General features: G+C 69.8%; 20 protein-coding genes. 6 read left to right on the forward strand and 14 right to left on the reverse strand.

What is annotated here, in order from left to right:
• Positions 1-56: 56 nt before the first annotated feature.
• From H5368_RS07040 to H5368_RS07050, 3 genes are all read right to left on the reverse strand, one after another.
• Complete coding sequence (locus tag H5368_RS07040; RefSeq protein WP_182822726.1) at positions 57-1,661, reverse strand: sulfotransferase; 1,605 nt, start codon at positions 1,659-1,661, stop codon at positions 57-59.
• Positions 1,658-3,481, reverse strand: coding sequence for a phosphoenolpyruvate carboxykinase (GTP) (locus tag H5368_RS07045; RefSeq protein WP_182822728.1), 1,824 nt, complete (start codon positions 3,479-3,481; stop codon positions 1,658-1,660). The genes H5368_RS07040 and H5368_RS07045 overlap by 4 nt, the downstream gene beginning before the upstream one ends.
• A gap of 121 nt (positions 3,482-3,602) precedes the next feature.
• Complete coding sequence (locus tag H5368_RS07050; RefSeq protein ID WP_182822730.1) at positions 3,603-4,202, reverse strand: TetR/AcrR family transcriptional regulator; 600 nt, start codon at positions 4,200-4,202, stop codon at positions 3,603-3,605.
• Between the two features lie 157 nt (positions 4,203-4,359).
• Between H5368_RS07050 and H5368_RS07055 the strand changes: the two genes are divergently transcribed.
• Complete coding sequence (locus H5368_RS07055) at positions 4,360-6,834, forward strand: acyl-CoA dehydrogenase (protein WP_182822732.1); 2,475 nt, start codon at positions 4,360-4,362, stop codon at positions 6,832-6,834.
• Positions 6,835-6,848: 14 nt separating this feature from the next.
• On the opposite strand, the gene H5368_RS07060 is transcribed toward H5368_RS07055, so the two are convergent.
• The 4 genes from H5368_RS07060 to H5368_RS07075 are packed head-to-tail and all read right to left on the reverse strand — an operon-like array spanning position 6,849 to position 11,897.
• Positions 6,849-8,033 carry an NAD-dependent epimerase/dehydratase family protein gene (locus H5368_RS07060; RefSeq protein ID WP_182822734.1) on the reverse strand — a complete coding sequence of 395 codons (1,185 nt, stop codon included), beginning with the start codon at positions 8,031-8,033 and terminating at the stop codon, positions 6,849-6,851.
• Positions 8,017-9,378, reverse strand: a complete 1,362-nt coding sequence (locus H5368_RS07065) for an MFS transporter (RefSeq protein WP_182822736.1) — start codon at positions 9,376-9,378, stop codon at positions 8,017-8,019. Before H5368_RS07065 ends, H5368_RS07060 begins: the two co-directional genes overlap by 17 nt.
• Positions 9,379-9,404: 26 nt before the next feature.
• Positions 9,405-11,288 (reverse strand): M48 family metallopeptidase, encoded by a 1,884-nt coding sequence (locus H5368_RS07070; protein WP_182822738.1) that lies wholly within the window; start codon positions 11,286-11,288, stop codon positions 9,405-9,407.
• Positions 11,289-11,294: 6 nt separating this feature from the next.
• Complete coding sequence (locus H5368_RS07075) at positions 11,295-11,897, reverse strand: LemA family protein (protein WP_182822740.1); 603 nt, start codon at positions 11,895-11,897, stop codon at positions 11,295-11,297.
• A gap of 83 nt (positions 11,898-11,980) precedes the next feature.
• On the opposite strand from H5368_RS07075, the gene H5368_RS07080 reads away from it, so the two are divergent.
• On the forward strand, positions 11,981-13,393 hold the full coding sequence (locus tag H5368_RS07080) for a serine hydrolase domain-containing protein (protein WP_182822742.1): 1,413 nt from the start codon (positions 11,981-11,983) through the stop codon (positions 13,391-13,393).
• Between the two features lie 104 nt (positions 13,394-13,497).
• Here the strand turns inward: H5368_RS07080 and H5368_RS07085 are convergent, their stop codons facing one another.
• The 6 genes from H5368_RS07085 to H5368_RS07110 all read right to left on the reverse strand — a co-directional run bounded on the left by H5368_RS07085 (position 13,498) and on the right by H5368_RS07110 (position 18,849).
• Positions 13,498-14,022, reverse strand: coding sequence for a hypothetical protein (locus tag H5368_RS07085; RefSeq protein ID WP_182822744.1), 525 nt, complete (start codon positions 14,020-14,022; stop codon positions 13,498-13,500).
• A 762-nt stretch (positions 14,023-14,784) separates the two neighbouring features.
• Positions 14,785-15,177 (reverse strand): glycine cleavage system protein GcvH, encoded by a 393-nt coding sequence (gene gcvH, locus H5368_RS07090; protein ID WP_182822746.1) that lies wholly within the window; start codon positions 15,175-15,177, stop codon positions 14,785-14,787.
• A 69-nt stretch (positions 15,178-15,246) separates the two neighbouring features.
• Positions 15,247-16,347, reverse strand: coding sequence for a glycine cleavage system aminomethyltransferase GcvT (gene gcvT / locus H5368_RS07095; RefSeq protein ID WP_182822748.1), 1,101 nt, complete (start codon positions 16,345-16,347; stop codon positions 15,247-15,249).
• Between the two features lie 52 nt (positions 16,348-16,399).
• Positions 16,400-16,840, reverse strand: a complete 441-nt coding sequence (locus H5368_RS07100) for an NfeD family protein (RefSeq protein ID WP_182822750.1) — start codon at positions 16,838-16,840, stop codon at positions 16,400-16,402.
• A 3-nt stretch (positions 16,841-16,843) separates the two neighbouring features.
• Positions 16,844-17,806 (reverse strand): SPFH domain-containing protein, encoded by a 963-nt coding sequence (locus H5368_RS07105; RefSeq protein WP_182822753.1) that lies wholly within the window; start codon positions 17,804-17,806, stop codon positions 16,844-16,846.
• A gap of 71 nt (positions 17,807-17,877) precedes the next feature.
• Entirely contained in the window at positions 17,878-18,849 is a 972-nt protein-coding gene (locus H5368_RS07110) for an aldo/keto reductase (RefSeq protein ID WP_182822755.1), read from the reverse strand.
• An 86-nt stretch (positions 18,850-18,935) separates the two neighbouring features.
• On the opposite strand from H5368_RS07110, the gene H5368_RS07115 reads away from it, so the two are divergent.
• From H5368_RS07115 to dusB, 4 genes are all read left to right on the forward strand, one after another.
• Positions 18,936-20,072, forward strand: coding sequence for a GGDEF domain-containing protein (locus H5368_RS07115; RefSeq protein WP_182822758.1), 1,137 nt, complete (start codon positions 18,936-18,938; stop codon positions 20,070-20,072).
• Positions 20,073-20,152: 80 nt separating this feature from the next.
• Entirely contained in the window at positions 20,153-21,451 is a 1,299-nt protein-coding gene (locus H5368_RS07120; RefSeq protein ID WP_182822760.1) for a nucleoside transporter C-terminal domain-containing protein, read from the forward strand.
• 10 nt (positions 21,452-21,461) lie between these two features.
• The gene (locus tag H5368_RS07125; protein WP_182822762.1) at positions 21,462-22,412 is read left to right on the forward strand and encodes a ribokinase; all 951 of its coding nucleotides are present in this window, start codon (positions 21,462-21,464) and stop codon (positions 22,410-22,412) included.
• Positions 22,413-22,465: 53 nt separating this feature from the next.
• Positions 22,466-23,464, forward strand: coding sequence for a tRNA dihydrouridine synthase DusB (dusB, locus tag H5368_RS07130; RefSeq protein ID WP_182822765.1), 999 nt, complete (start codon positions 22,466-22,468; stop codon positions 23,462-23,464).
• On the opposite strand, the gene H5368_RS07135 is transcribed toward dusB, so the two are convergent.
• Entirely contained in the window at positions 23,410-24,483 is a 1,074-nt protein-coding gene (locus H5368_RS07135; protein ID WP_182822767.1) for a metal-dependent hydrolase, read from the reverse strand. The two genes, dusB and H5368_RS07135, sit on opposite strands and share 55 nt — an antisense overlap.
• Positions 24,484-24,519: the final 36 nt, after the last annotated feature.

Genomic DNA, 24,519 nt, shown 5'->3' on the forward strand with positions numbered 1-24,519 from the left:
CTGACAGGCGCCCAATCGCCGCTTGGAACGCTGCAACGTGGCACGTGGTCGGATCCTCAGGCGGGATTTCCGGCAGCAACCGCCGGGACCGGGACCCCCAGGTCACGCATCATCGGCTGCAGGTGGGCCGCGTACGGACGCCAGGCGCCGCTTCGCCCGCGCAGGATCCCCTGGCGCACCTGCGCGGTGCTGGCCGTCGCAATGCTGCCACCGGCGCGACCGACATCCAGCATTCCCGGCTCGTAGTCGAGCCCGCAATATTCCGCGATCCGCATCGCGTGGGACGCGGGGTCCTCCACCAGCGCCCGGTAGTCGAGCGTCAGCACCCTGTCGGGCAGGAGCGCCTCCCAATGCCTCATCAACCTGGCGTAGCCGTTGTAATACGCGGCGACGTCGTGCTGGTCGTTGGCGTGGTCGACGGCACCGGAGAACAACGTCGTGAGATTCGCGAAGCAGGTGTCCATGGGATCACGGCGGATATGGATGATCTTCGCCCGCGGCAGCGCCATGGCGATCAGCCCGACGTTCATGAAATTGCTCGGCAGCTTCTCGGTGAACATCGCGCGCCCCTTGGACAACCATGCCGCACTCGCCGAATAACGCGTCGCGATGGCATCCAGGTCGATGCAATCGATGCCGTCGAGCACGGACACGTCGAACGCACCATCGAACCCGCGATCCACCTCCGTCCTGACCTCCTCCGCGAAGGCGTAGGTCTCACCGCCGTCCGTGACCACCGAGTGGCCAGCCAGGATGCGCTCCAGCAGCGTCGTGCCCGAACGGAACATGCCGACGATGAAGACCGGCGTGCTGGCCAGCCGGACCGTCGATTGCCGGGCCAGCATTCGCGCATCGAACGTGGCCAGCATCCGGTCCACGAGTCGCGTGAACCGGTCGCGGTCGAACCGCGACGTGCGCTTCCCGATCTGGCACGCCCGCTCGAGGCTCTGCCAGGCAAGTTGATGGCGGCCCAGGTCGTTGGCTTCCTTGTACAGCGCATAGCGCACGAAGCACTCGCCATGCCCACCGGGAACGGCCTCGGTCGCCTCGCGGAGCAACCGGTCGATCCGGTTGTCCCCGGGGGTCGCCGTACGCAGGCCGGTCAGCATCCAGGAGGCCTGGAACATGCGCGGGTCACTGTCGAGGCAGGCGAGGTAGTCTGCGCGGGCGCCTGCCGTGTCGCCGCCGAACGAGCGCAGGTTGCCGCGAAAGTAGAGGGCTGCAGCGCAGCCCGGGTCGATCTGCAGCGCACGCTCGACCAACTGCATGGCGGAGGCGGTGTCGCCGGCGGCGACCAGGCCGGCGGCGGCTTCCGCCAGGATGCGCGGAGGCGCCTCGGCGCGGAACACCGGCCGCGCCAAGGTCTCCTTCAAGCGGGCGAATTCGTTGAAGCGGTACAGTCCGAGGGAAACGGCAAACAACAGCTGCGCGACATCCGGAACCGCGTCGTGCGCCTGCACCACCAGCTGCCGCGGCCGCCGGTGCCGGCCCTTGCGCGACAGGGCCGCCGACAGGGCCAGCAACGTCTGCACGTGCCCCGGTGTGCGCGACAGATTGGCTTCGAACGCGACGATCGCGCCTTCGGAGTCACCCCGCTGCAACATCTGTTCGCCCGCCTGCCAACCCGCGTCGGCACGGTCGTCCGGGCTGGCGGGGTTCATTCTCTCGCCGGCCACGTTCCCATCTTCGCCAGTTCATTGCGCAGCACGGCCGGAACCCGGCTCCCGAACTGGTCGAGGTAGGCGTCGATGCGTTCGAACTCCTCGAGCCATCCGGCGGTGTCGACTTCAAACAGCTTCGCCATCGCCTGCTCGTCGAGGTGGAGACCGTCGAGATTCAGATCGCTCGCGGTCGGCAGCCTGCCGATCATCGACTCCGACGCCGCGGCCGTGCCTTCGACGCGCCCGATGATCCACTCCAGGACGCGCAGGTTGTCGCCGAAGCCCGGCCACAGGAATTCGCCCTCCGTGCCCTTGCGGAACCAGTTCACGTGGAACACCTTCGGCAGGTTTGCGCCCGGCTTGTCGAACGACAGCCAATGCGCGAAATAATCGGCGAAGTTGTAGCCGCAGAAAGGCTTCATCGCCATCGGGTCGCGCCGCGTCACACCGACCGCGCCGGTGGCGGCGGCGGTGGTCTCCGAAGCCATCGCGGCACCGACCAGCACGCCGTGCGACCAGTCGCGGGCCTCGAATACCAACGGCACGAGCGAGGCGCGACGGCCGCCGAAGACGATCGCGCTGATCGGCACGCCCTGGGGATCCTCGGCGCGTGGCGACCAGCTCGGACACTGCGTCGCACTCACGGTGAAGCGCGAGTTCGGGTGCGCGGCCGGACCGTGGCTGCCGTCGAAGTCGCGGCCTTGCCAGTCCTTCGCCGGCACGCGCTTGTCGAGGCCTTCCCACCAGGGCTGGTTGTCCGCGGTCACCGCGACGTTGGTGAAGATGGTGTCGTGCTGGAGGCTCGCCAGAGCATTCGGGTTCGACTTTTCCGAGGTGCCCGGGGCGACGCCGAAGTATCCTGCCTCCGGATTGATGGCCCACAACCGGCCGTCCTCCCCGGGCCGCATCCAGCAGATGTCGTCACCCACCGTCCAGACCTTCCAGCCCTTCTCCCGATAGGACTCGGGCGGGATGAGCATGGCCAGGTTGGTCTTGCCGCAGGCGCTCGGGAAGGCGGCCGCGACGTAATGCACCTCGCCCCGCGGGTTCTCGATGCCCACGATCAACATGTGCTCGGCCAGCCAGCCCTCGTGGCGCGCCTGGTGCGAGGCGATGCGCAGCGCGTGGCATTTCTTGCCGAGCAGCGCGTTGCCGCCGTAGCCGGAGCCATACGACTTGATCGCCAGCTCCTCGGGGAAATGCATGATGTAGCGGCGCGCCGGGTCGAGCTCGCCGGTGGAATGCAGGCCACGCACGAAGGTGTCGCCCTGCTCCCCGCGTGCGGCACGTTCGGCGCCCTCGCGCTCGATGCGTGCCAGCGCGGCGGCGCCCATGCGCGTCATCATGCGCATGTTGGCGACCACGTACGGCGAGTCCGTGAGCTCCACGCCGCAGCGCGCCAGCGGTGAATCGATCGGGCCCATGCAATACGGCAGCACGTACATCGTGCGCCCGCGCATGCAGCCGTCGAACAGGGCGTCTACCTTGGCATGCGCTTCGGCCGGGGCCATCCAGTGGTTGTTGGGGCCGGCGTCGGCCTCGTCCTGGTGGCAAACGAAGGTCAGGTGCTCCACCCGCGCAACGTCGTCCGGGTGCGAGCGGTGCAGCGTGCAGCCGGGATGGCTCTGCTGGTCGAGTTCAAGCAGGGTGCCGTCGGCAAGCATTCCGGCCACCAGCGCCTCGCGCTCGGCTTCGCTGCCATCGCACCACTGCACGCGGTCGGGACGGGTCAGCGCGGCCATGTCGTCGACCCACTGCTGCAGCACGGCCAAACGGGAACCTGAAATAGGCGCCTTGGCCTGCTGGGGAACTGCATTCATTGGCTTGCGACTCCGGGCTGCGCCACTGGACTGGAAAGACCGGCCATTTTAGCCGCCGGACGCGGGCGATGCCTGCCGCACTGCCGCATCCCGCATCCCGCAGCGCACGCCGGCGCCGGCCTCAGCCCGGCACCAGGGTCCTCGCAAGATGTTCGACATAGTCCTCGAACTCGTCCTGCGGCATGCGTGGTTGCTGCAGTTGCAGGTTGAGTTGCAGGAAGCCGACGTAGGCGGCGTAGGTGAGGCGCGCGCGATGGCGCGCTTCGTTGCGTCCCAGACCGGTCTGGCGGAACGACGCGGTGAGATATTCCAGTCGGCGCGCCGAGATGCGGTTGATCACCGGCTGCACCGCGGGATGGTCGAGCGACTTCAGCAGCGCGCTGTAGACCACGTGCGACTTGAACTCGTGCGCCACCAGCTGGAACAGCGCACGCAGCCGCGCGCGCGGATCCGGCACCGCCTCGAGCTTGCCGAACACGTCTTCCTGTTCGACCGCCTCCCAGCGCTCCAGCGCGGCCTGCAGCAAGGCGTCGCGCGACGGGAAATGCCAGTAGAAGCTGCCCTTGGTGACACCCAGGCGGCGCGCGAGCGGCTCGACCGCCACCGCGGACACGCCCTGCTCGGCAATCATGTCGAGCGCGGCTTCCGCCCAGTCATCGGCGCTGAGCCGGGTGCGTTCGGTCTTTACGGGGCGGCTGTCCATGGCCCCGAGTGTATCCATACGGCCGGGTGCGGAACAGTATCGGCCTGCGCGTTGACACCCGGTCATGGCAATGTCCATACTGCAAAGTATGGTCAGTACTCTTCCGCCACGATGGCGGGCGCGTGCTGGCCTCCGTCCCGAACCCAGGCGAGCACGTGCTCGCGGAGCCCACGCCATGAGTATCCTCGCCCCGTTCCTGGTCCTGCTTCTGGCCGGCGCCTTCGCCGCCTACCACCGCCTGCGGCTGGCCACTTGGGTGGCAGCCAGCGCCGCCGGCCTGGTCGCCTGCGTGCTGCTGGGCGCCAGCACCGTTGCCACCGGCGTCGCGGCCGTGCTGCTCGCGCTGATCGCCGTGCCGCTGCTGGTGCCGCAGATCCGCAAGCCGTTCATCACCGCGCCGGCGCTGACGTTCTATCGCAAAATCCTGCCACCGCTGTCGCAGACCGAGCGCATCGCGCTGGAGTCGGGCTCGGTGGGGTTCGAAGGCGAACTGTTCTCGGGCAAGCCGGCATGGGACATGCTGCTGTCGCAGCCGAAGCCGCAGCTGACCGCCGAGGAGCAGGCATTCCTCGACGGACCGGTGGAAGAGTTGTGCCGGATGACCAACGACTGGCAGATCACCCACGTCGATGCCGACCTGTCGCCGGAGCTGTGGCAGTTCATCAAGGCCAACAGGTTCTTCGGCATGATCATTCCCAAGGCCTACGGCGGCCTCGGTTTCTCGGCGCTCGCCCACCACAAGGTCATCCAGAAGGTCTCCTCGATCTCGTCGGTGGTCAGCTCCACCGTCGGCGTGCCCAATTCGCTGGGCCCCGGCGAGCTGCTCATGCACTACGGGACCCAGCAGCAGAAGGACTACTACCTGCCGCGCCTGGCCGACGGCACCGAAGTCCCCTGCTTCGGCCTGACCGGCCCGTTCGCCGGCTCCGACGCCACCTCGATCCCCGACTTCGGCATCGTCTGCAAGGGCGAATGGGGCGGCGCGCAGGTGCTTGGCGTCCGGCTGACCTACGACAAGCGCTACATCACCCTGGCGCCCGTCGCCACGCTGATCGGCTTGGCGTTCCGCATGTACGACCCGGACGGCCTGCTTGGCGACACCCGCGACATCGGCATCACCCTGGCGCTGGTGCCGCGCGATGTCGAGGGCATGGAGATCGGCCGCCGCCACTTCCCGCTCAACTCGCCGTTCCAGAACGGCCCGCTCCGCGGCAAGGACGTGTTCGTGCCGCTCAGCCAGATCATCGGCGAGGAAAACGGCTTCGGCGAGGGCTGGCGAATGCTCAGCGAATGCCTGTCCATCGGCCGCTCCATCACCCTGCCGTCAACCGCCAGCGGCGGCGCCAAGATGGGCGCGGTGACGACCGGCGCCTATGCGCGCATCCGCAAGCAGTTCGGCCTGTCGATCGGCCGCTTCGAGGGCGTGGAAGAGGCGCTGGCCCGCATCGGCGGCAAGGCATACGCGATCAGCGCGCTGTCGCAGGCGACCGCCGCCGCGGTCGACCGCGGTGATGTGCCGGCCGTGCCGTCGGCGATCGCCAAGTACCACTGCACCGAGATGGGCCGCGCGGTCGCCAAGGACGTGATGGACGTGATCGGCGGCAAGGGGATCATCCTCGGCCCGCGCAACTTCGCCGGCCGCGCCTGGCAGGCCTCGCCGATCGCGATCACGGTCGAGGGCGCCAACATCATGACCCGCAGCCTGCTGATCTTCGGCCAGGGCGCGATCCTCTGCCATCCCTGGGTGATGAAGGAAATGAAGGCGGCGCAGGACCCGGACGCGCAGGCCGGCTTGGAGGCCTTCGACCGCAGCCTGTTCGGCCACATCGGCTTCGCCATCTCCAACGCCGTGCGCTCGCTGTGGTACGGCCTGACCGCGGCGCGCTTCGGCAAGGCGCCCGGCGACGACTACACGCGGCGCTTCTTCCGCAAGCTCGATCGCCACTCCGCCAACCTGGCGCTGATGGCCGACGTGTCGATGCTGATGCTCGGCGGCAAGCTGAAGTTCAAGGAGTCGCTGTCCGGGCGCCTGGGCGACGTGCTGAGCCACCTGTACATGACCAGCGCCATGCTCAAGCGCTACCACGACGACGGCGCGCCGGCGGCCGACCAGCCGCTGCTGGCGTGGGCGTTCCACGACAGCATCCACCAGATCGAAACGGCGTTGTCGGCGGCGCTGCGCAACTTCCCGATCCGTCCGGTGGGCTGGCTGATGTGGGCGCTGATCTTCCCGCTGGGCCGGCGTGCCGAAGCGCCCGGCGACCGCCTCGGCCACCGCGTGGCGGCCCTGCTGATGACGCCCAACGAGGCCCGCGACCGCCTCGCGCAGGGCGTGTTCACCACGCCCTGCGAGAACAATCCCGCCGGCCGCATCAATGCCAGCCTCGCGGCCGCGGTGGCCGCCGAGCCGGTCGAACGCAAGTTCCTCAAGGCGCTGAAGAACAAGGGCATCGAGGCGCTGGACTTCGCGTCCCAGCTCGACGAGGGCGTGCGCGAGGGCTGGATCACCGCCGAGGAGCGCGTCCAGCTCGAGGAGCTGCGTGCGCTGACGCTCGATGCGATCACCGTCGACGACTTCGACGTGCACGAGCTGCGCGCGGCGAGCTACTACGACACGCCGCGGCCGGCATCCTCGCGCGAGGCGGCCTGACGCAAGCGCGCGCTTCAGCCGCGCGCGTGCCAGGCCTGGAGCACGGTGGCCTCGCGCGCCGGTGACAACCCCGCCTTGGGCTGCGCCCTGCGCTCGTCCGGCAGCGAGCGCCAGTACTCGAGCGTCGCGGCCACTGTGTCGTCCAGCGGACGCGTGCGCAGTCCCAGCGCCTGCGCGCGAGCCGTGCTGATGCGCCCGAAACCGGCGTAGTCGCCTTCGGCGGGAATCCACGCCGGCATGTCCTGCCAGGCGGACACGCCCTGCGCCTCGAGGAAGTCCGCCGGCACCCAGGTCAGCGTCGAATCGTGACCGGGCGGCTGCGGGCACGGCGCGCGCACGCACTGGATGGTGTTCATGCGCCGCGACACTGCCTGGCAGGTCGACAGCAGCCGGCCCATCGTGATCGAACCTGCGGGCGCGTCGGCGTTGACGATGCCCGTGTAGCGCTTCTCGAGCGCCAGCAGCAGGAAGTCGGCGAGGTCGCGCACGTCGATGAACTGGGTGGGATCGTCGGCGGAACCGGGCGCGAGGATCTCGCCGCCCCGGTCGGCACGCGCAGGCCAGTACGCGAAGCGGTCCGTGGTGTCACCGGGGCCGACGATCAGGCCGGGGCGCACCACCATCGTGCGGCCGGGCAACCCGGCCTGCGCGGCGTGCTCGCACAACGCTTTCAGCCCGCCGTAGGTCTCGCCGGTCACCTCGGTCGCGGTCGGGTCGACCAGCGTCGCCAGCGGCGCGGCTTCGTCCTGCCCCGGCGTGTCGGTCCTTGCATACACCGAGATCGTCGAGACGATCAGGTAGCGGTCCACCCGCTTCGCCAGCAGCTGCGCCGAACGCGTCACGTCGGCCGGGATATACGCCGAGGTGTCGAGCACGGCATCCCAGCGGCGCGAGTCGCCGAGCGCGGACAGGTCGAGCTTGCGGTCGCCGCGCAGCTGCTCGATATCGGCGAACGCCTCGCCCTCGAAGCGCCCCGGATTGCTCTTGCCGCGGTTGAACAGGGTCAGCGCGTGGCCGCGCGCACGCGCGGCGGCGACGAAGTGCGGGCCGAGGAAGCCGGTGCCGCCGAGCACCAGGATCTTCAGCGGCGCACCGCCAGCGGGCGCGGCATCGCCGGCGGCGGTGCGCGCGCAGGCCGGCAGGGCGGCGGCCACGGCGCAGGCCAGACCTGCCTTCAGCAGTTCACGTCGACGTGCCATGCACAGGCTCCACGCGGGGGTCCTGCGGGAGAGTGCGCTCGGCGCGCACCACGCGCCATGCGCCGTAGGTCATGCCCAGGGCGATGCCCAGGCCGGCCATGAACACCACGTGCGACCCCATCGCCGACAGCGCCTTGTGCGCCCACACGAAGGTCAGGTCGCCACCGCGATAGATCGCCGTGTCGATCACCGCCTTCGCCTTGTAGCGTTCTTCGCGCTCGACGCGCGTGTACACCGTCTCGCGCGCCGGCTTGGCCAGCGAGAACTCGCTGGCCCGGGTGACGATCTGCACCATGGCCACCAGCACCGGCAGCGGCGACGCCGACAGCAACGCAAAGCCGAGCACGATCGCCAGGCCCGGCAGCAACAGCAGCGGCGCGATGCCGTAGCGCTGCAGCAGGAACCGGGTCAGCAGCAGCTGCACCAGGATCGTCAGCAGGTTGATCGCGCCGTCGATCATCGAGTAGTAGGCGGTGCGCGCTTCGGCGGTGGGGAAGGCGGCGCGCGCGATCGCCGCCTGCTCGTTGTAGAGGATCGTCCCCACGCCTACCCCGAAGAACATCAGCACGGCCAGCGCGCGCAGCAGCGGGCGCTGCCAGACCAGGCGCAGGCCGGCGAGCACCGAACCGCCCATCGCCCGGCCGTCGCCGCCGCCCTGCGCCTGCTCGCGCCGCTTGGCCCACGGGCGCAGCTTGTAGATGCACAGCAGGCACACGCACAGGAAGCCGGCCGAGACCAGCAGCAGGTTGGCCACGCCCACCGGCTCCACCAGCAGGCGCGTGATCGCCGGCCCGAGCAGCGCGCCCACCGTGCCCCCGGCGCCGATATAGCCGTAGACCTGCTTGGCATGCGCGTTGTCGAACACGTCGGCCATGAAGCTCCAGAACACCGTGACCGCGAACAGGTTGAACACCGCGACCCAGACGAAGAACAGTGCGCCGCGCCCGGCGGCGCCGCTGTCGAACGCCCACCAGAACCCGAGCAGGCAGGCGATGAAGACCAGGTACACCGCCGGCAGGAACACGCGGCGCGGGAAGCGCGACACCAGCGCGCCGTACAGCGGCTGCAGCAGCACCATCACCACGAACGTGGCGGTGAACAGCAGCTGCAGGGTGAAGTCGCCGACCGCGAAGCCATGGCGCTCGCCGAAGGCGATCAGCGCGCGCGGGAACACCGCCGCGGCATCGGCGGACGATCCCATGGCGTCGCGCACCGGGCGCAGCACGTAGTAGCCGCAAAGCAGGCAGAAGAAGTACAGCATCGCCCACCACAGCTGCGGCGATACGCCCAGCTCGGCGCGGAAGCGCCCGAACCGTCCGCGGGCACCCGCGGTCACGTCGTTCATGGTCGTGCCGCCATCGGTTGGATCGCTCAGCCGTGCTCGAGCATCGGCGGAAGCGGGCAGTGCAGCACCGCGCAGATCGTGCGCAGCAGCTCCGCCTCGGCCACCGAGATGCGGCCATCGTGGCTGGCCGCCGCGGTCACCGCCTCGACCATCATCTGCTTCGCCAGCGGCTCCAGGCCGTCCAGTGCCGGCCACACGTCGTCCAGCGCCAGCACGCCATCGGCCGGCGGCGCATACGGCAGGTGGTCGCGCGGGAGCACGCGCTGCAGGCCGGCGAGATAGGCGCGCTGCGCCTCGGCGCGGTCAGACGGATTGCCGGCCTGCGCGACGACCGCCAGCAGGGTGGCGAACTCCTCGCGCACGCTGCCCGGCTTGCGGCGGCCGAAGCGCGCGTGGCGGCGCGGATCCAGCGATTCGCGCAGCTGTACCTCCAGCAGGCGCGCCATGCAGTATTCGAACAGCGAGACCCGGCCATCGCAGTGCACCATCGCGTGCACGGTGTCGAGGATCGACTCCAGCTCCGGGCGTGGCCTGCGGCGCAGCACCGGGAACGCGATCGCGACCAGCGGCAGGCGCAGCATCGGGTGCAGGCCGGCCAGCTCGCCGCGCTGCAGCGCCGTGGCCGCATCGGCCACGGCGTGGCCCAGGCGGGCGCTGGCCTCGGTGGCCTGGCGCGTGCGGAGCGTGTCATCGGCATCGAGCAGCAGGCCGAGCAGCAGCGGCACGACGGTCTCGCGCGACTGCGCCAGCGCGCGCAGCGATGCCGGCATGCTGCGCGCGATCGCGTCGGCGCGCAGGTAGTCGCCGGGTTCGGGATTGGCCACCTGCGCGGCCACCATGGGTGGCGTCACGTTGATGCGCGCGTCGCGCGCCGGCAGCCCGCCGGCCTGGCTGTCGAGGCCCAGCCGCACGTCTTCCTCGAGTCCCGAAGGCGCGGCCACCATCCACTGCACGCGCAGGTGTTCGAGCTGGTCGGCGCGGAACGACGGCTCCAGCGCCTGGATGCGCTCGAGCAGCGGCGGGTGCGTGGCGAACAGCCCGCTGAAGCCCACGCCGTCGCCGAACAGCATGTGGCTGGCCTCCTCGGCGTCGGCGCGGTCATTGAGGCGCGCGCCCGCGGGCAAGCCGGCGATCTTCTTCAGCGCGCCGGCAAGCCCGGAGGTCTGGCGCGTGAACTGCACCGCCGAGGCATCGGCCAGCCGCTCGCGGGTGCGGCTCACGCTGGCCTTGATCATCCGCCCGAACAGCAGGCCGATGCTGCCGACCGCCAGCGCCACCAGCGCGGCAACCATGACCGCGGCACCGTTGCGGCTTCGCCCGCCGCCCAGCCAGAGGATCTTGCGGCCGATCAGGCTGATCATCAGGATGCCGAACAGCACGCCGATCAGGCGGATGTTGAGGCGCATGTCGCCATTGAGCACATGGCTGAACTCGTGCGCGATGACCCCCTGCAGCTCGTCGCGGTTGAGCCGGTCGAGCGCGCCGCGCGTCACCGCGATGGCGGCATCCGACGGCGAGTAGCCGGCGGCGAACGCGTTGATCGCGGCCTCGTCCTCGAGCACGTAGAGCTTGGGCACCGGCACGCCGGAGGCGATGGCGATCTCCTCGACCACGTTGCGCAGGCGCCTGAGGTTGCGGTCGCTGGTCTCCTCCGGCACCGGCACGCCGCCGAACTGCAGCGCCACCGCGTCGCCGCCGCCGCGCAGCGACGCCATGCGGTACAGCGACCCCAGGCCGATCACCGCCAGCGTCACCAGCGTGGTGAATCCCAGCACGCCCCAGTGCACGCCGAGGAACACGGCCACCGCCAGGTCGACGGCCAGCACGATGCCGGCCACGGCCAGCGCAAACAGGACGACCAGGCGGCTACTGGTGCTGCGGGCCTTGGCCTGCTGCTCGAAGAAGTTCATCCCGCGTCAGAACTGGACCTTCGGCGCCTCGCGGACCTCGGCCTTGTCGGCCGGGATCTCGAGCAGGGCCGCGTGCTGGAAGTTGAACATCCCGGCCAGGATGTTCGACGGGAACACCTCGCGCCGGTTGTTGTAGGCCATCACCGAATCATTGAAGGCCTGGCGCGCGAACGCGACGCGGTTCTCGGTGGATGTCAGCTCTTCGCTGAGTTGCATCATGTTCTGGTTGGCCTTCAGGTCGGGGTAGGCCTCGGCCACCATCATCAGCCGCCCGAGTGCGCCGTTCAGCGCACCCTGCGACTGCGCGAGCTCGGCCATCGCGGCCGCGTCGCCGGGATCGGCCTTGGCTGCCGCCAGCCCCGACACCGCCGCGGCGCGTGCCGCGATCACGGCTTCCAGCGTCTCGCGCTCGTGCGTCAGGTAGCCCTTGGCGGTTTCCACCAGGTTGGGGATCAGGTCGAAACGGCGCTGCAGCTGCACGTCGATCTGCGCGAATGCGTTCTTGAATGCGTTGCGGGCGGCGATGAGGCCGTTGTAGATGCCCACGCCCCACATCAGCGCGACTACGGCCAGACCCACAATTACCAGCAGGATCAGCAAGCTGGACATCAAAGCTCCCCTTGTTCATGCAATCGCGGAAGCAGGCGAATATGATCGGCCTGCCGTCGCAGCATACGCAGGGGATACACCCGATGAAAGGCATAGCACGCAGCCCGCGCCGACTCATTGCCGGGGTCGGCCTGCTCGCCGCACTGGTACCGGTCGCGGTGGGCTCGGCCGCGCAGCCACAGGGCTGGAACGCGGCATCGGCGCCCGCCGCCGCAACCACCACCACGGTCGCGGCCAACGTCGCGCCGCTGCTGCCGCCCGGGGTGAAGTCGATGCCCCTGGCGGGCGACTTCGATGTCGCCCGCTTCGAGGCGATGGCGCAGGCGATCGTCGCCAACCAGCGCGTGCCCGGCCTGGCGATGGCCATCGTCCACGACGGCAAGGTGCTGAGCGCGCGCGGCTATGGCATCACCGACGTGCGCGCCGCCGAGCCGGTCGACGCGCATACCGTGTTCCGCCTGGCGTCGCTGTCCAAGGCGTTCGCCGGCACCGTCACCGGACTGCTGGTCGCCGAGGGCGCGCTGCGCTGGGACAGCCATGTCGCCGACTACATGCCGTCGCTGCGCTTCTCCGACCCGCAGGCGGCGAGCCGGCTCACCGTGGCCGACGTGCTGAGCCACCGCGTGGGCCTTGGCCGCAACACCTTCGACCGCGACCTCGAGCGCAACGCCGACTACCGCACCCTGGTGCAGCAGCTGGCCAGCGCACCGATGACCTGCGGCGTCGGCGATTGCTACAGCTACCAGAACATCGCCTTCAGCCTGGTCGGCGACGTCGTGTTCGGCGCCACCGGCCAGTTCTTCAGCGAGGCGGTGACCGGGCGCATCTTCAAGCCGCTGGGCATGAACGATGCCAGCTACGGCCTCGAAGGCATCCAGGCGAGCCCGCGCTGGGCACGGCCGCACGTGCGCGCCGGCGGCGGCTGGACCTCGCTCACGCCCAAGCCCACCTACTATCGGGTCGCGCCGGCGGCCGGCGTCAACGCCAGCATCAGTGACATGGCGCAGTGGCTGCTTGCGCAGTCCGGTCGGCGACCCGACGTGCTGCCCGCGCCGCTGCTCGCGACGCTGCAACAGTCGCTGGTGTCCACCCCGGGCGAACTTCGCAGCTCGTCATGGCGGCGCCAGCGCCTGAACGAGGCGGGCTATGCGCTCGGCTGGCGCGTGTACGACTACTCCGGCCATCGCGTGGTGTTCCATGGCGGCGCCGTGCAGGGCTACCGCGGGCTGATGGCGATGATCCCCGAGCGCGACCTCGGCGTGGTGCTGCTGTGGAACAGCGACAGCAGCGTGCCCTCCGGCCTGCTGCCGACGATCCTCGACAGCGCGATCGGGCTGGCCCCGCAGCGCTGGCTCGACGTCGACTTCGATGCGGTGGACGACATGCTGCAGGCCGGGACCGAAAGCGGCGGGCGGCCACAGGCTGGTGCCGCGACGATCACGGCGGCGCAGGCGGGCGCCGGCGGTGCGGCGGCCTCTGTGGCGCGTCCCGACTGAGGCTCCGCCACGGCGCCTTGCGCGCCGCGGCACCGCGCAAATGAAAAACCCCTCCCCCGCCTGGGCAACGGGAGAGGGGTCGCGTCTTACGGCAATCGGGTTGCTTACATCAGGGGCGCGGGCGCCGCGGGAATCGCGACAACCGGAGCCTTGGCCTTGCGGGCCGGCTTCGCCTTCTTGGTGCCGGCCTTCTTCGCGGCCTTCTTTGCAGGTGACTTCTTCGCCGCCTTCTTGGCCGGGCGCTTGGCAACCTTGGTCGCCGCCTTCTTCGCGGTCTTCCTGGTGGCCTTCTTCGCGGTCTTCTTGGCAGCCTTCTTCGCCGTCTTCTTCACCGCTTTCCTGGCGGTCTTCTTGGCGGCCTTCTTGGCGGTCTTCTTCACCGCCTTCTTGGCGGTCTTCTTGGCGGCCTTCTTCGCGGTCTTCTTCACTGCCTTCTTGGCGGTCTTCTTGGCGGCCTTCTTGGCGACCTTCCTGGTGGCCTTCTTCGCGGTCTTCTTGGCTACCTTCTTGGCGGCGACCTTCTTCTTGGCGACCTTCTTGGCGGCCTTGCGCGCCGGTGCCGCCTTGCGGACGGCTTTCTTGGTCGCCTTCTTGGCGGTTTTTTTCTTCGCGACTTTCTTCGTGGCCATGAGATGGCTCTCCTCGTCAGTGGGTCTTGCAGGTACTACTGCCCAGTACGAAACGCACCGCGGGTATCGGACCCGCGATCAACCGCCGACGCGCCGGGCGCGTCGGTACGGATCACTCCGGTTGGCACGGCACGAAAAAACCCGCTGCGCTCGGCGCCGCGGGTCGCGTGTCGTTGCCCACCTTGAGGTTTTGCGAGGGAGACAAATCCCGAGTCCACCATGACGACCTTGCGGGCGGAGGACTGTGTTGTGCTGCTTGCTGTCGCCGGGTTCGCACTCACTCGCTGCTGTGGCCACCTGTTGTTGTGGCGAAACCTAATCACGGTTTTTTTCGCTGTCAACACCCCGACGACGAACGCGCGCGTCGAACACACCGCGCGCGACCCGCGAACCGAGTTGACGGCCTGCCGCGTCGACCATGGTGTTCCGGGCGCGCGCCAGCGACGCGCGCGGCGGGCCATTGCGAAAGCGCTTGTTTTAGGCGCTATCGCCAATCGACTGCGCGATGCAGTCGATGCAGCGCCGACAACGCGAGCGCTGCCGCCTCAGCGGTGGACGGCGTCGCTGCGCCGGTGAACGCGACGTGCACGCATGCCCCCATGGATTGCCTTGCGAGGCGTCGCGGATGTCGGATTGCGCGAAAGTGCGCAAACTTCCCGACGCGTCCGACGACCCGTGCGAGGCAAAAAAAAAGCCGGGCATGCGCCCGGCGTTGCATCCAACCGGCATCGCCGGCATGTCGCCGGCGCGCCGCGGACGACGTTACTCGTCGGCTTCGATCAGCTCGGCGTATTCGTCCGGCCCGAGCAGTTCCTTGAGCTGTTCCGGCTCGTCCATCTCGATGACGAACAGCCAGCCTTCGCCGAACGCATCCTCGTTGATGGTCTCGGGCTTGTCGGCCAGCGCGGTGTTGACCGCGACGATCGTTCCCGACACCGGCGCGTACACGTCCGACGCCGCCTTCACCGACTCGACCACCGCCGCGGCGGTGCCCGCTTCGGCACGATCGCCGACACCCGGAAGATCGACGTACACCAGGTCGCCGAGCAGGCCCTGGGCATGGTCGGAAATACCGACGGTGACCTTGCCGTCACCCTCGATGCGGGTCCATTCGTGTGACTTCATGAACATGAGGTCGCCTGGGATATCGGTCATGGCTTGTGCTCCGGATACGGCTGACTGGGGAAGTGGGGGGCTAGTTTAGCGAAGGCCGGGCCGGGCGCATCAAATCCCGTCGCGTGCCTTGCCATCGCGGACGAACGGCGCCTGCACCACGCGCAGCGGCACCTCGCGGCCGCGGATGTCGACGCGCACCTCGCCCGGCTCGCCCGCCGGCACGCGCGCGAACGCGATCGCCTTGCCCAGCGTGGGTGCGAACGTGCCCGAGAGGATCTCGCCCTCGCCGTTGCCCGCGACCACCTTCTGGCCGTGGCGCAGCACGCCCTTGTCGTCCATCACCACGGCGATCATCTGCCGCGCGTCGCCCGCGTCGCGCTGCGACTCCAGCGCCGCGCGGCCGATGAAGTCGCGACCCTCGTCGAAGGACACGGTCCACGCCAGCGACGCTTCCAGCGGGCTCACCGATTCGTCCATGTCCTGGCCGTACAGGCCCATGCCGGCTTCGAGGCGCAGCGTGTCGCGCGCGCCGAGCCCGGCGGGCGCCACGCCGGCCGCCAGCAGCGCATCCCAGAACGCCACCGCGTGCTCCTGCGCCATGACCACCTCAAAGCCGTCCTCGCCGGTGTAGCCCGTGCGTGCAACGAACAACGGCGCGCCCGTGGCCGCCTGCACGTCGCGCGCGGCGAACTTGGCGAGCTTGGCGACCGCCGCGCGGTCGCTCTCGTCGATGAGGCCCAGCACCTTGTCGCGTGCGTTCGGGCCCTGCACCGCGATCATCGCCAGGTCATCGCGCTCGCGGACCTCGATGTCGAACGGCCCGGCCTGGCCGCCGATCCACGCCAGGTCCTTGTCACGCGTGGAGGCATTGACCACCAGGCGATAGAAGTCGTCACCGAGGTAGTAGACGATCAGGTCGTCGATCACGCCACCCTGCGGATTGAGCATGCAGGTGTAGAGCGCCTTGCCGGTGACCTTGAGCTTGTCGACCGAGTTGGCCACCAAGTGGCGCAGGAAGTCCTTGACCCGGGCCCCGTGCAGGTCGACCACCGTCATGTGCGAGACGTCGAACATGCCGGCATCGCGGCGCACCTGGTGGTGCTCGTCGATCTGCGAGCCATAGTTGAGCGGCATGTCCCAGCCGCCGAAGTCCACCATCTTCGCACCGGCGCTGCGGTGGGCGTCGTTGAGGATCGTCTTGCGGGTCATGGCGCGGCTCCTGGTCGGTGACCGCGCATTATCCCAGCCCGCGGCGGATACTTCACTCCGCCAGCAGGACCTCGAGCACCATGCCGTCGCTGCCCACCACCCGCACCAGGGTGCCGGCCGGCAGCTCCACGCCGCGGACGACCCAGTATGCGTCGTCGATCTTGACCCGTCCGCGGCCACCGACGATGGCGTGGTCGAGCGGCACCACGCGGCCGACCAGCTGGTCGGCACGCCGGTTCAGCAGCGGCCGGTCGCTGGGGCGCTCGCGACGGCGGAACCATTTCCTGTAGGCCAGCACCGCGACCACGCTCAGCACGACGAACAGGATCACCTGGGCCAGCATGCTGAGGCCCGGCACCAGCAGCACGACCAGCCAGACCAGCGCCGCGGCGATGCCCATCCACAGCAGGAACGCACCCGGCATGAAGGTCTCGGCCGCGATCAGCACCAGCGCGATCGCGGCCCAGACGGTGGTATCGGCGCCCCAGCGCATGGCTCAGGCCCCGCCGCGCTTGGCGTCGATCCGCGCGCGCGTGTCGACCTGCTGCTTGCCCAGCGCTTCCTTGCCCAGTTCGGCGATGCCGGCGATCGAGCCGATGATGCCGCTGGTCTCCATCGGCATCATCACGAACTTGGCATTGGGCGCGGTGGCCAGTTCGCGGAACGCCTCCACGTATTTCTGCGCGATGAAGTAGTTGATCGCCTGCACGTCGCCGGCGGCGATCGCGTTGGACACCATCTCGGTGGCCTTGGCCTCGGCCTCGGCCAGGCGCTCGCGCGCCTCGGCCTCGCGGTAGGCGGCCTCGCGCTCGCCTTCGGCCTGCAGGATCGCCGCCTGCTTCTCGCCCTCGGCGCGCAGGATCGCCGAGCTGCGATGGCCTTCGGCTTCCAGGATCACCGCGCGACGGTCGCGCTCGGCCTTCATCTGCCGGCCCATGGAATCGATCAGGTCGCGCGGCGGCTGGATGTCGCGGATCTCGATGCGGGTGACCTTGATGCCCCAGGGATTGGTGGCGTGGTCGACCACGTTGAGCAGCTGGGCGTTGATGGTCTCGCGGTTGGACAGCGACTCGTCCAGGTCCATCGAGCCGATCACGGTGCGGATGTTGGTCTGCACCAGCGCGATAGTGGCGATCTCGAGGTTGGACACCTCGTAGGCGGCCTTCGCGGCATCGAGCACCTGGAAGAACACCACGCCGTCAACCTTCACCACCGCGTTGTCCTTGGTGATGACCTCCTGCGAGGGCACGTCCAGGACCTGTTCCATCACGTTGACCTTGCGGCCGATGGCCTGCATCACCGGGATCAGCAGGTGCAGGCCCGGCGACAGTGTGTGGGTGTACTTGCCGAAGCGCTCGACCGTCCACTCGAAGCCCTGCGGCACGATGCGGACCATCTTGAAGAAGAACACGATGAACGCGACCGCCAGTACCGCTGCGATGAAGGTTCCACCGGCCATTGCACACACTCCCCAGTTGTTGATCTGGAGTATAGACGGCGCCCCGACGCCATCTGTGACCCGACAAGCCCTCAGCCCGCGGTGACCGCCTCGGCGCGCGCGAACGCGGCATCATCCAGGCGATTGGCCAGCGCAAGTGCGCCGAGGTTCTCCAACAGCTGCCCGACCCGGCTCGCGCCCAGCAGCACCGTGGACACGTGCGGATTGCGCAGGCACCAGGCAATCGCCAACGCGGCGGGCGCCACGCCCAGTTCCGCGGCGAGCGCGGCGAAGCGCTGCGCGCGCGCGACACGGTGAGCCTCGCCGTCGCCTTCGATGACCATGCGCGCCAGGCCGGGATCACGCCCGAGCCGGCTGTCCTCCGGAATGCCGGCGCCATACTTCCCTGTAAGCAGGCCCGACGCGAGCGGCGACCACACCGTGGCGCCCATGCCGAACTCGGCGTACAGCGGGGCGTACTCCAGTTCCACGCGACGGCGATGAAGCAGGTTGTACTGTGGCTGCTCCATGGAGGGCGCGTGCAGGTGGTGGGCACGCGCCACCGCATGCGCCTCGCGCACCAGCGCCGCCGGCCACTCCGAGGTGCCCCAGTACAGCACCTTGCCCTGGCGGATCAGCGCGTCCATCGCGGCCACGGTTTCCGCCACCGGCACGTCGGGATCGGGGCGGTGGCAGAAGTACAGATCAAGGTAGTCGACGCGCAGGCGCCTGAGCGCGCCGTGGCAGGCATCGTGCACATGCTTGCGCGACAGCCCGCGCTGCATGGGCAGCGGATCGGCGGCGGACCCGAACATCACCTTGCTCGACACCGCGAACCCGTCGCGCGGCAGGCGCAGGTCGGCGATCACGTCGCCCATCACCCGCTCGGCCTCGCCGTTGGCGTAGCCCTCGGCGTTGTCGAAGAAGTTGATGCCGTGGTCCCAGGCGGCGGCCACCAGGTCGCGTGCCGCGCCACGCCCGATGCCGGCACCGAACGTCGTCCACGCGCCCAGCGAGAGCGCCGACAGCGCGAGTCCTGACGCGCCAAGCCTGCGGTAGTCCATCGCGCTGCTCCAGCCTTCTCGAACGCCGCAGTGTACGCGCGGCGCGGCGCGCTATCCTGCAGCCCGGATGTGGGGGACACAGACCGATGCATGCCAGCGAAATCCGGATCCGCGACACGCTGCAGCGCCTGCTGGCGCCGCCGGACGAACTCATGCGCGAGCTTGGCGCATCGGGGGAACTCCTGGTCGCCCGGGTGCGGGCGGCGCTGTCGGCGTTGATCCTGCTGCTGCCGCTGGTGGCCGCGGCCACCGGGGCCGGTACCCGGCGGTTGCTGCTGGCCCTGGGCGTGGCGGTGCTGGCCAATGGCATGGCGATGCTGTGGCTCGCCCTGGCGCGACATGCGCGCCGCTGGCCGTGGCTGCCCTACGCCACCGGCGCCTGGGACGTGACCCTGACCTCGGCCGCGCTCGCGTTGCTGGCGCTGGAAGACCCCGTGGCCGGCCTGGCCAACCCGGTGGCCTGGTGCTTCTACCTGATCGCGATCTGGTTCACGGCCCTGCGCAACAACGGCCGCCTCACGCTGTTCGTCGGCGCGCTGGCGATCGCGCAGTACACGCTCCTGTTGGCGGTGCTGCTGGCTGCCGCGCCCGCGCACGACGCGCTGCTGTCACCGGAGCATGGCGCGGTCGGGATGGGCGGGCAGGCCTGGCGGTTGCTGCTGCTGGTGATCGCCACCGGACTGGCGGCCACCGTGGTGCATCGCATGCAGCGCCTGGTCGAGTTGTCCGGGCACGACGGCCTGACCGGCCTGCCCAATCGCTCATGGCTGCTGCAGCGCATGCCGCATGTGTTCGCCGCCGCGCGCAACGCCGGCGCCTCGCTCACCCTGGTGCTCCTCGACATCGACCGGTTCAAGCGCGTCAACGACGAGGCCGGTGCGGAGGTGGGCGATCGCGCCCTGCGCCACATTGCCGCCACCATGAGCGGCGTGCTGGCCACCGACGAACACCTCGCCCGGATCGGTGGCCAGGAGTTCGTGCTCGTGCTGCAGTGCCCGGTGGGCAGTGCCTGGGAACGCCTGGACCGCCTGCGGCGCGACCTCGCGGAGCGTCCGTTCCTGCCGGAGCGTGGCAGCGACGCATTCGCGTTCACGTTCAGTGCCGGGCTGGCCGCCTGGCCGCACGACGGCGGCAACACCTCGGCGCTGCTGGGCTGTGCAGACCGCCGGCTCAAGCAGGCCAAGGCCACCGGCGGCAACCGCATCGCCGCCCGCGACGCCTGACCGCGGTTGCCGGCACCGCCGGCGTGAACTAGTCTGCCCCGTCGCCGCGCACCCGCGGCTGTCCGGGGAACGGGGTCAGGATGGAAGTATTGTCGCGCGTCGGCTTCGGCCTGTTCGGACTGGTCGTACTGATCGCCTTCACCTGGCTGTTCTCGAACAACCGCGGACGGGTCGACTGGAAGCTGGTGGCGACCGGCGTGACGCTGCAGATCGCGTTCGCCACGCTGGTGATCCTGGTGCCGGGCGGGCGCGAAGTCTTCGACTGGCTCGGCCAGCTGTTCGTGCGCATCCTCGGGTTCGTCAATGCCGGCTCGGAGTTCATCTTCGGCAGCCTGATGGACGTGCAGACCTACGGCTTCATCTTCGCCTTCCAGGTGCTGCCGACCATCATCTTCTTCGCCTCGCTGATGGCGGTGCTCTACCACCTGGGCATCATGCAGTTCGTCGTCCGCGTCATGGCACTGGCGATCACCAAGGTGATGCGCGTGTCGGGCGCGGAGACCACCAGCGTCTGCGCCAGCGTGTTCATCGGCCAGACCGAGGCGCCGCTGACCGTGCGCCCCTACATTTCGCGCATGACCGAATCCGAGCTGATCACCATGATGATCGGCGGCATGGCGCACATCGCCGGCGGCGTGCTGGCCGCCTACGTGGGCATGCTCGGCGCGGGCGATCCGGTGGAGCAGGCGTTCTATGCCAAGCACCTGCTCGCGGCCTCGATCATGGCCGCGCCGGCGACGCTGGTGATCGCCAAGATCCTGATCCCCGAAACCGGCGAACCGCTGACCCGCGGCACGGTGAAGATGGAGGTCGAGAAGACCACCAGCAACGTCATCGACGCCGCCGCCGCCGGCGCCGGCGACGGCCTCAAGCTGGCGCTCAACATCGGCGCCATGCTGCTCGCCTTCATCGCCCTGATCGCGATGATCAACGCGCCGCTCACCTGGCTCGGCGAGATCACCGGCCTGCAGGCGATGATCGGCAAGCCCACCGACCTGTCCGCGATCTTCGGCTACGTGCTGGCGCCGGTGGCCTGGCTGATCGGCGTGCCGTGGGCCGATGCCGGCACCGTCGGCTCGCTGATCGGGCAGAAGGTGGTGATCAACGAATTCGTCGCCTACCTGCAGCTTGCCGACATCGTCAATGGCCGCGTCGAAGGCGTCTCGCTGACCGGCGAAGGCCGGCTGATCGCGACCTACGCGCTGTGCGGCTTCGCCAACTTCAGCTCGATCGCGATCCAGATCGGCGGCATCGGCGGCCTGGCCCCGGACCGCCGCCACGACCTGGCGCGGTTCGGCCTGCGCGCGGTGCTCGGCGGCACGGTGGCCACGTTGATGACCGCCACGATCGCCGGCGTGCTGACCAACATCGGCGCCTGAGGACCCGGCCATGGCGAGCGTTGTCGTCGTCGGCTCGTTCAACGTCGACCACGTCTGGAGCTGCGACGCCCTGCCCCGGCCGGGTGAGACCCGCGCCGGCGCCTACGCCAGCGGCCCCGGTGGCAAGGGCTTCAACCAAGCCACGGCCAGCGCACGCACGGGCGCCGCGACCACCTTCATCTGCGCGCTCGGCGACGATCCCGGCGGCGCGCTCGCGCGCAGCCTGGCCGCCGGCGACGGCATCGACCTGCGCGCGCAGCCGACGGACAGGCCCACCGGCACTGCCGGCATCTACGTCGACCGCGACGGCCGCAACAGCATCGTCATCGGTGCCGGCGCCAACGCCGCGCTGTCGGCGGCGTTCGTGTCCGCGCAGGGCGCGGCGATCGCCGCCGCCGCGGTGGTGCTGGCGCAGCTGGAGTCGCCCGTCGCCAGCGTGCTCGAGGCGCTGCGCGTCGCGCGTGCCGCGCGCGCCACCACCCTTCTGAACCCGGCCCCCGCGAACGTCGCGGCGCCGCGTGAACTGCTGGCGGTCGCCGATGTGCTGACGCCGAACGAAACCGAGTTCGCCGCCCTGCTCGCCCACCACTGCGACGACGACATCGACGCCGACGCCGTGGCGCGCAGCGACGACGCGCAGCTCCATCGCCTGTGCCGCGCGCTGCTGCCACGCGGCACGGTGGTGGTGACGCTGGGCGCGGCAGGTGCCTTCGTCTCGCACCGCGAGGACCAGCTGCGTGGCGACGCGCTTGCCTTCTACCGCTCCGCGGCGACGCGCGTCGAGGTGGTCGACACCACCGGTGCCGGTGATGCCTTCAACGGCGCGCTGGCGGCGTCGCTGGCACGCACCACGCCGGCGCCGTTCGCGGCCCATGTCGCCTTCGCCTGCCGCTACGCCGGCGAGGCCACCCGCCTGCCGGGGGCCGCATCGGCCATGCCACGGCTGCCCGCGGACGCCTGAACGCGGAAGGGCGCGCGCCTGCCGACGCGGCGGTGATCGGCGACAATGCCGGCATGCGCATCGGCCCCTTCAGCATCGCCCCGAACGTGGTCCTGGCGCCCATGGCGGGGGTCACCGACAAGCCGTTCCGGCTGCTGTGCAAGCGCCTGGGCGCCGGGCTGGCGATGTCGGAGATGACCATCTCCGACCCGCGCTTCTGGAGCACGGAGAAGTCGCTGCGGCGCATGGACCACGCGGGCGAACCCGATCCGGTCGGCGTGCAGATCGCCGGCACCGAACCCGCGCAGCTCGCCGACGCCGCGCGCTACAACGTGGACCACGGCGCGCAGGTCATCGACATCAACATGGGCTGCCCGGCGAAAAAGGTCTGCAATGCCTGGGCGGGTTCGGCACTCATGCGCGACGAGGCGCTGGTGGCGCGCATCGCCACCGCCGTGGTCGCCGCCGTCGACGTGCCGGTGACGCTGAAGATCCGCACCGGCTGGGCAGCCGGCCAGCGCAACGCCGTGGCCATCGCGCGCATCGCCGAGGACGCCGGCATCGCCGCGCTCGCCGTGCACGGCCGCACCCGCGACCAGCAGTACACCGGCAACGCCGAGTACGACACCATCGCGGAAGTGAAGTCGCGGCTGGCCATCCCGGTGCTGGCCAATGGCGATATCGACTCCCCCGAAAAGGCCGCCGCGGTCCTCGCACACACCGGCTGCGACGCGGTGATGGTCGGGCGCGCGGCGCAGGGCCGGCCGTGGATCTTCCGCGAGATCGCACATTTCCTGGCGACCGGCGCGCACCTCCCGCCGCCCACGCTGGGCGAGGTCGGCGACATCCTCATCGCGCATCTGGAGGCGCTGCACGCGTTCTACGGCGAGCCGTCGGGCGTGCGCATCGCGCGCAAGCATCTCGGCTGGTACGCGAAGGACCGGCCCGAAAACGCCGCGTTCCGCGCGGTGGTGAACCGCGCCGAGACCGCGCGCGCGCAGATCGACCTGACCCGCGACTATTTCGACGCGCTCTCCGCCGGCGTCGCGCCGTCGCTGTACGAGGCCGCCTGACACGGCGACAGGCACGCGCCGGGGTCCCGCCAGGTGCGCTGCCACGTGGTGTCCCACGTGCCAGCCAGGTCGCGCGTGACGCGCAGCTGCCGCGGTGCGATGGCCTGCCAGGGCCCACCGCGGCGCGCGACCGCGAAGTTGAAGAAATAGTCGGGCTCGTTGCCCATGCGCAGGTCGCTGAGCACCAGCTCGCCATCGACGTCGCGCGCACGCATGAAGCCGTGGTTGAACCACGCCAGGCGCGCCACCGCCGGGACATGCGATGCCTCGGCCAGCGCCTGCACGTTGGAGGCATGACCTTCGAAGTGCATCGCACCGTCGTCCGCGACCAGCGAGCGGAAGCCCTCGACGTAGCCCGTCGGCGTCATCGCCACCACCCGCCACAGCAGCGTGGTGAACGGCATCGGCACCGAGAACCGCGGCGCGTGGGCCAGCCCCATGGCAGCCAGCGCGCGGTCGGCTTCGCGCTCGACCATCGCCTTGGCGGCCAGTGACCAGCCGAGGTAGGCGGTGCTCAGCACCAGCCCGGCGACCAGCGCACGCTGCGCCGCCACGCGCCCGCGCAGGAAGAAGGCCGCGGCGCAGGCCAGCAGCAGCCACACCGTGTACAGCGGATCGATGATGAACACGCTGGACCACATCACCGGCGGCGTCGCCAGCGGCCACAGCAGCTGCGTGCCGTATACGGTGAAGGCGTCGAGCAGCGGGTGGGTGACCAGCGCCAGCTGAATCGCCCAGAACCAGCGCGCTGGCGCTTCGGCCACGCGGCCGGCGCGGTGCCGGAAGAACGTCCAGATCGCCCAGGCGAGCAGCGGCAGCACGAACAGCGAATGGCTGGCGCCGCGGTGCAGCGTCATCAGCGCCACCGGATCGTCGGTGAGCAGGGCGATCGGCAGCGAGTCGAGGTCCGGCAAGGTGCCGAGCGCGGCGCCCGCCAGCAGCGCCGCACGCCGGTGTCGCGCAGGCGCGACGGCGGCGGCGACGGCGGCGCCGAGAACGATCTGGGTCAGGGAATCCATTGCCGGATGCTAGCAGCGCGCCAAGCTTGACCGTGT

The sequence above is a fragment of the Luteimonas sp. MC1782 genome, from assembly GCF_014164605.1.
Classification (GTDB): Bacteria; Pseudomonadota; Gammaproteobacteria; order Xanthomonadales; family Xanthomonadaceae; genus Luteimonas.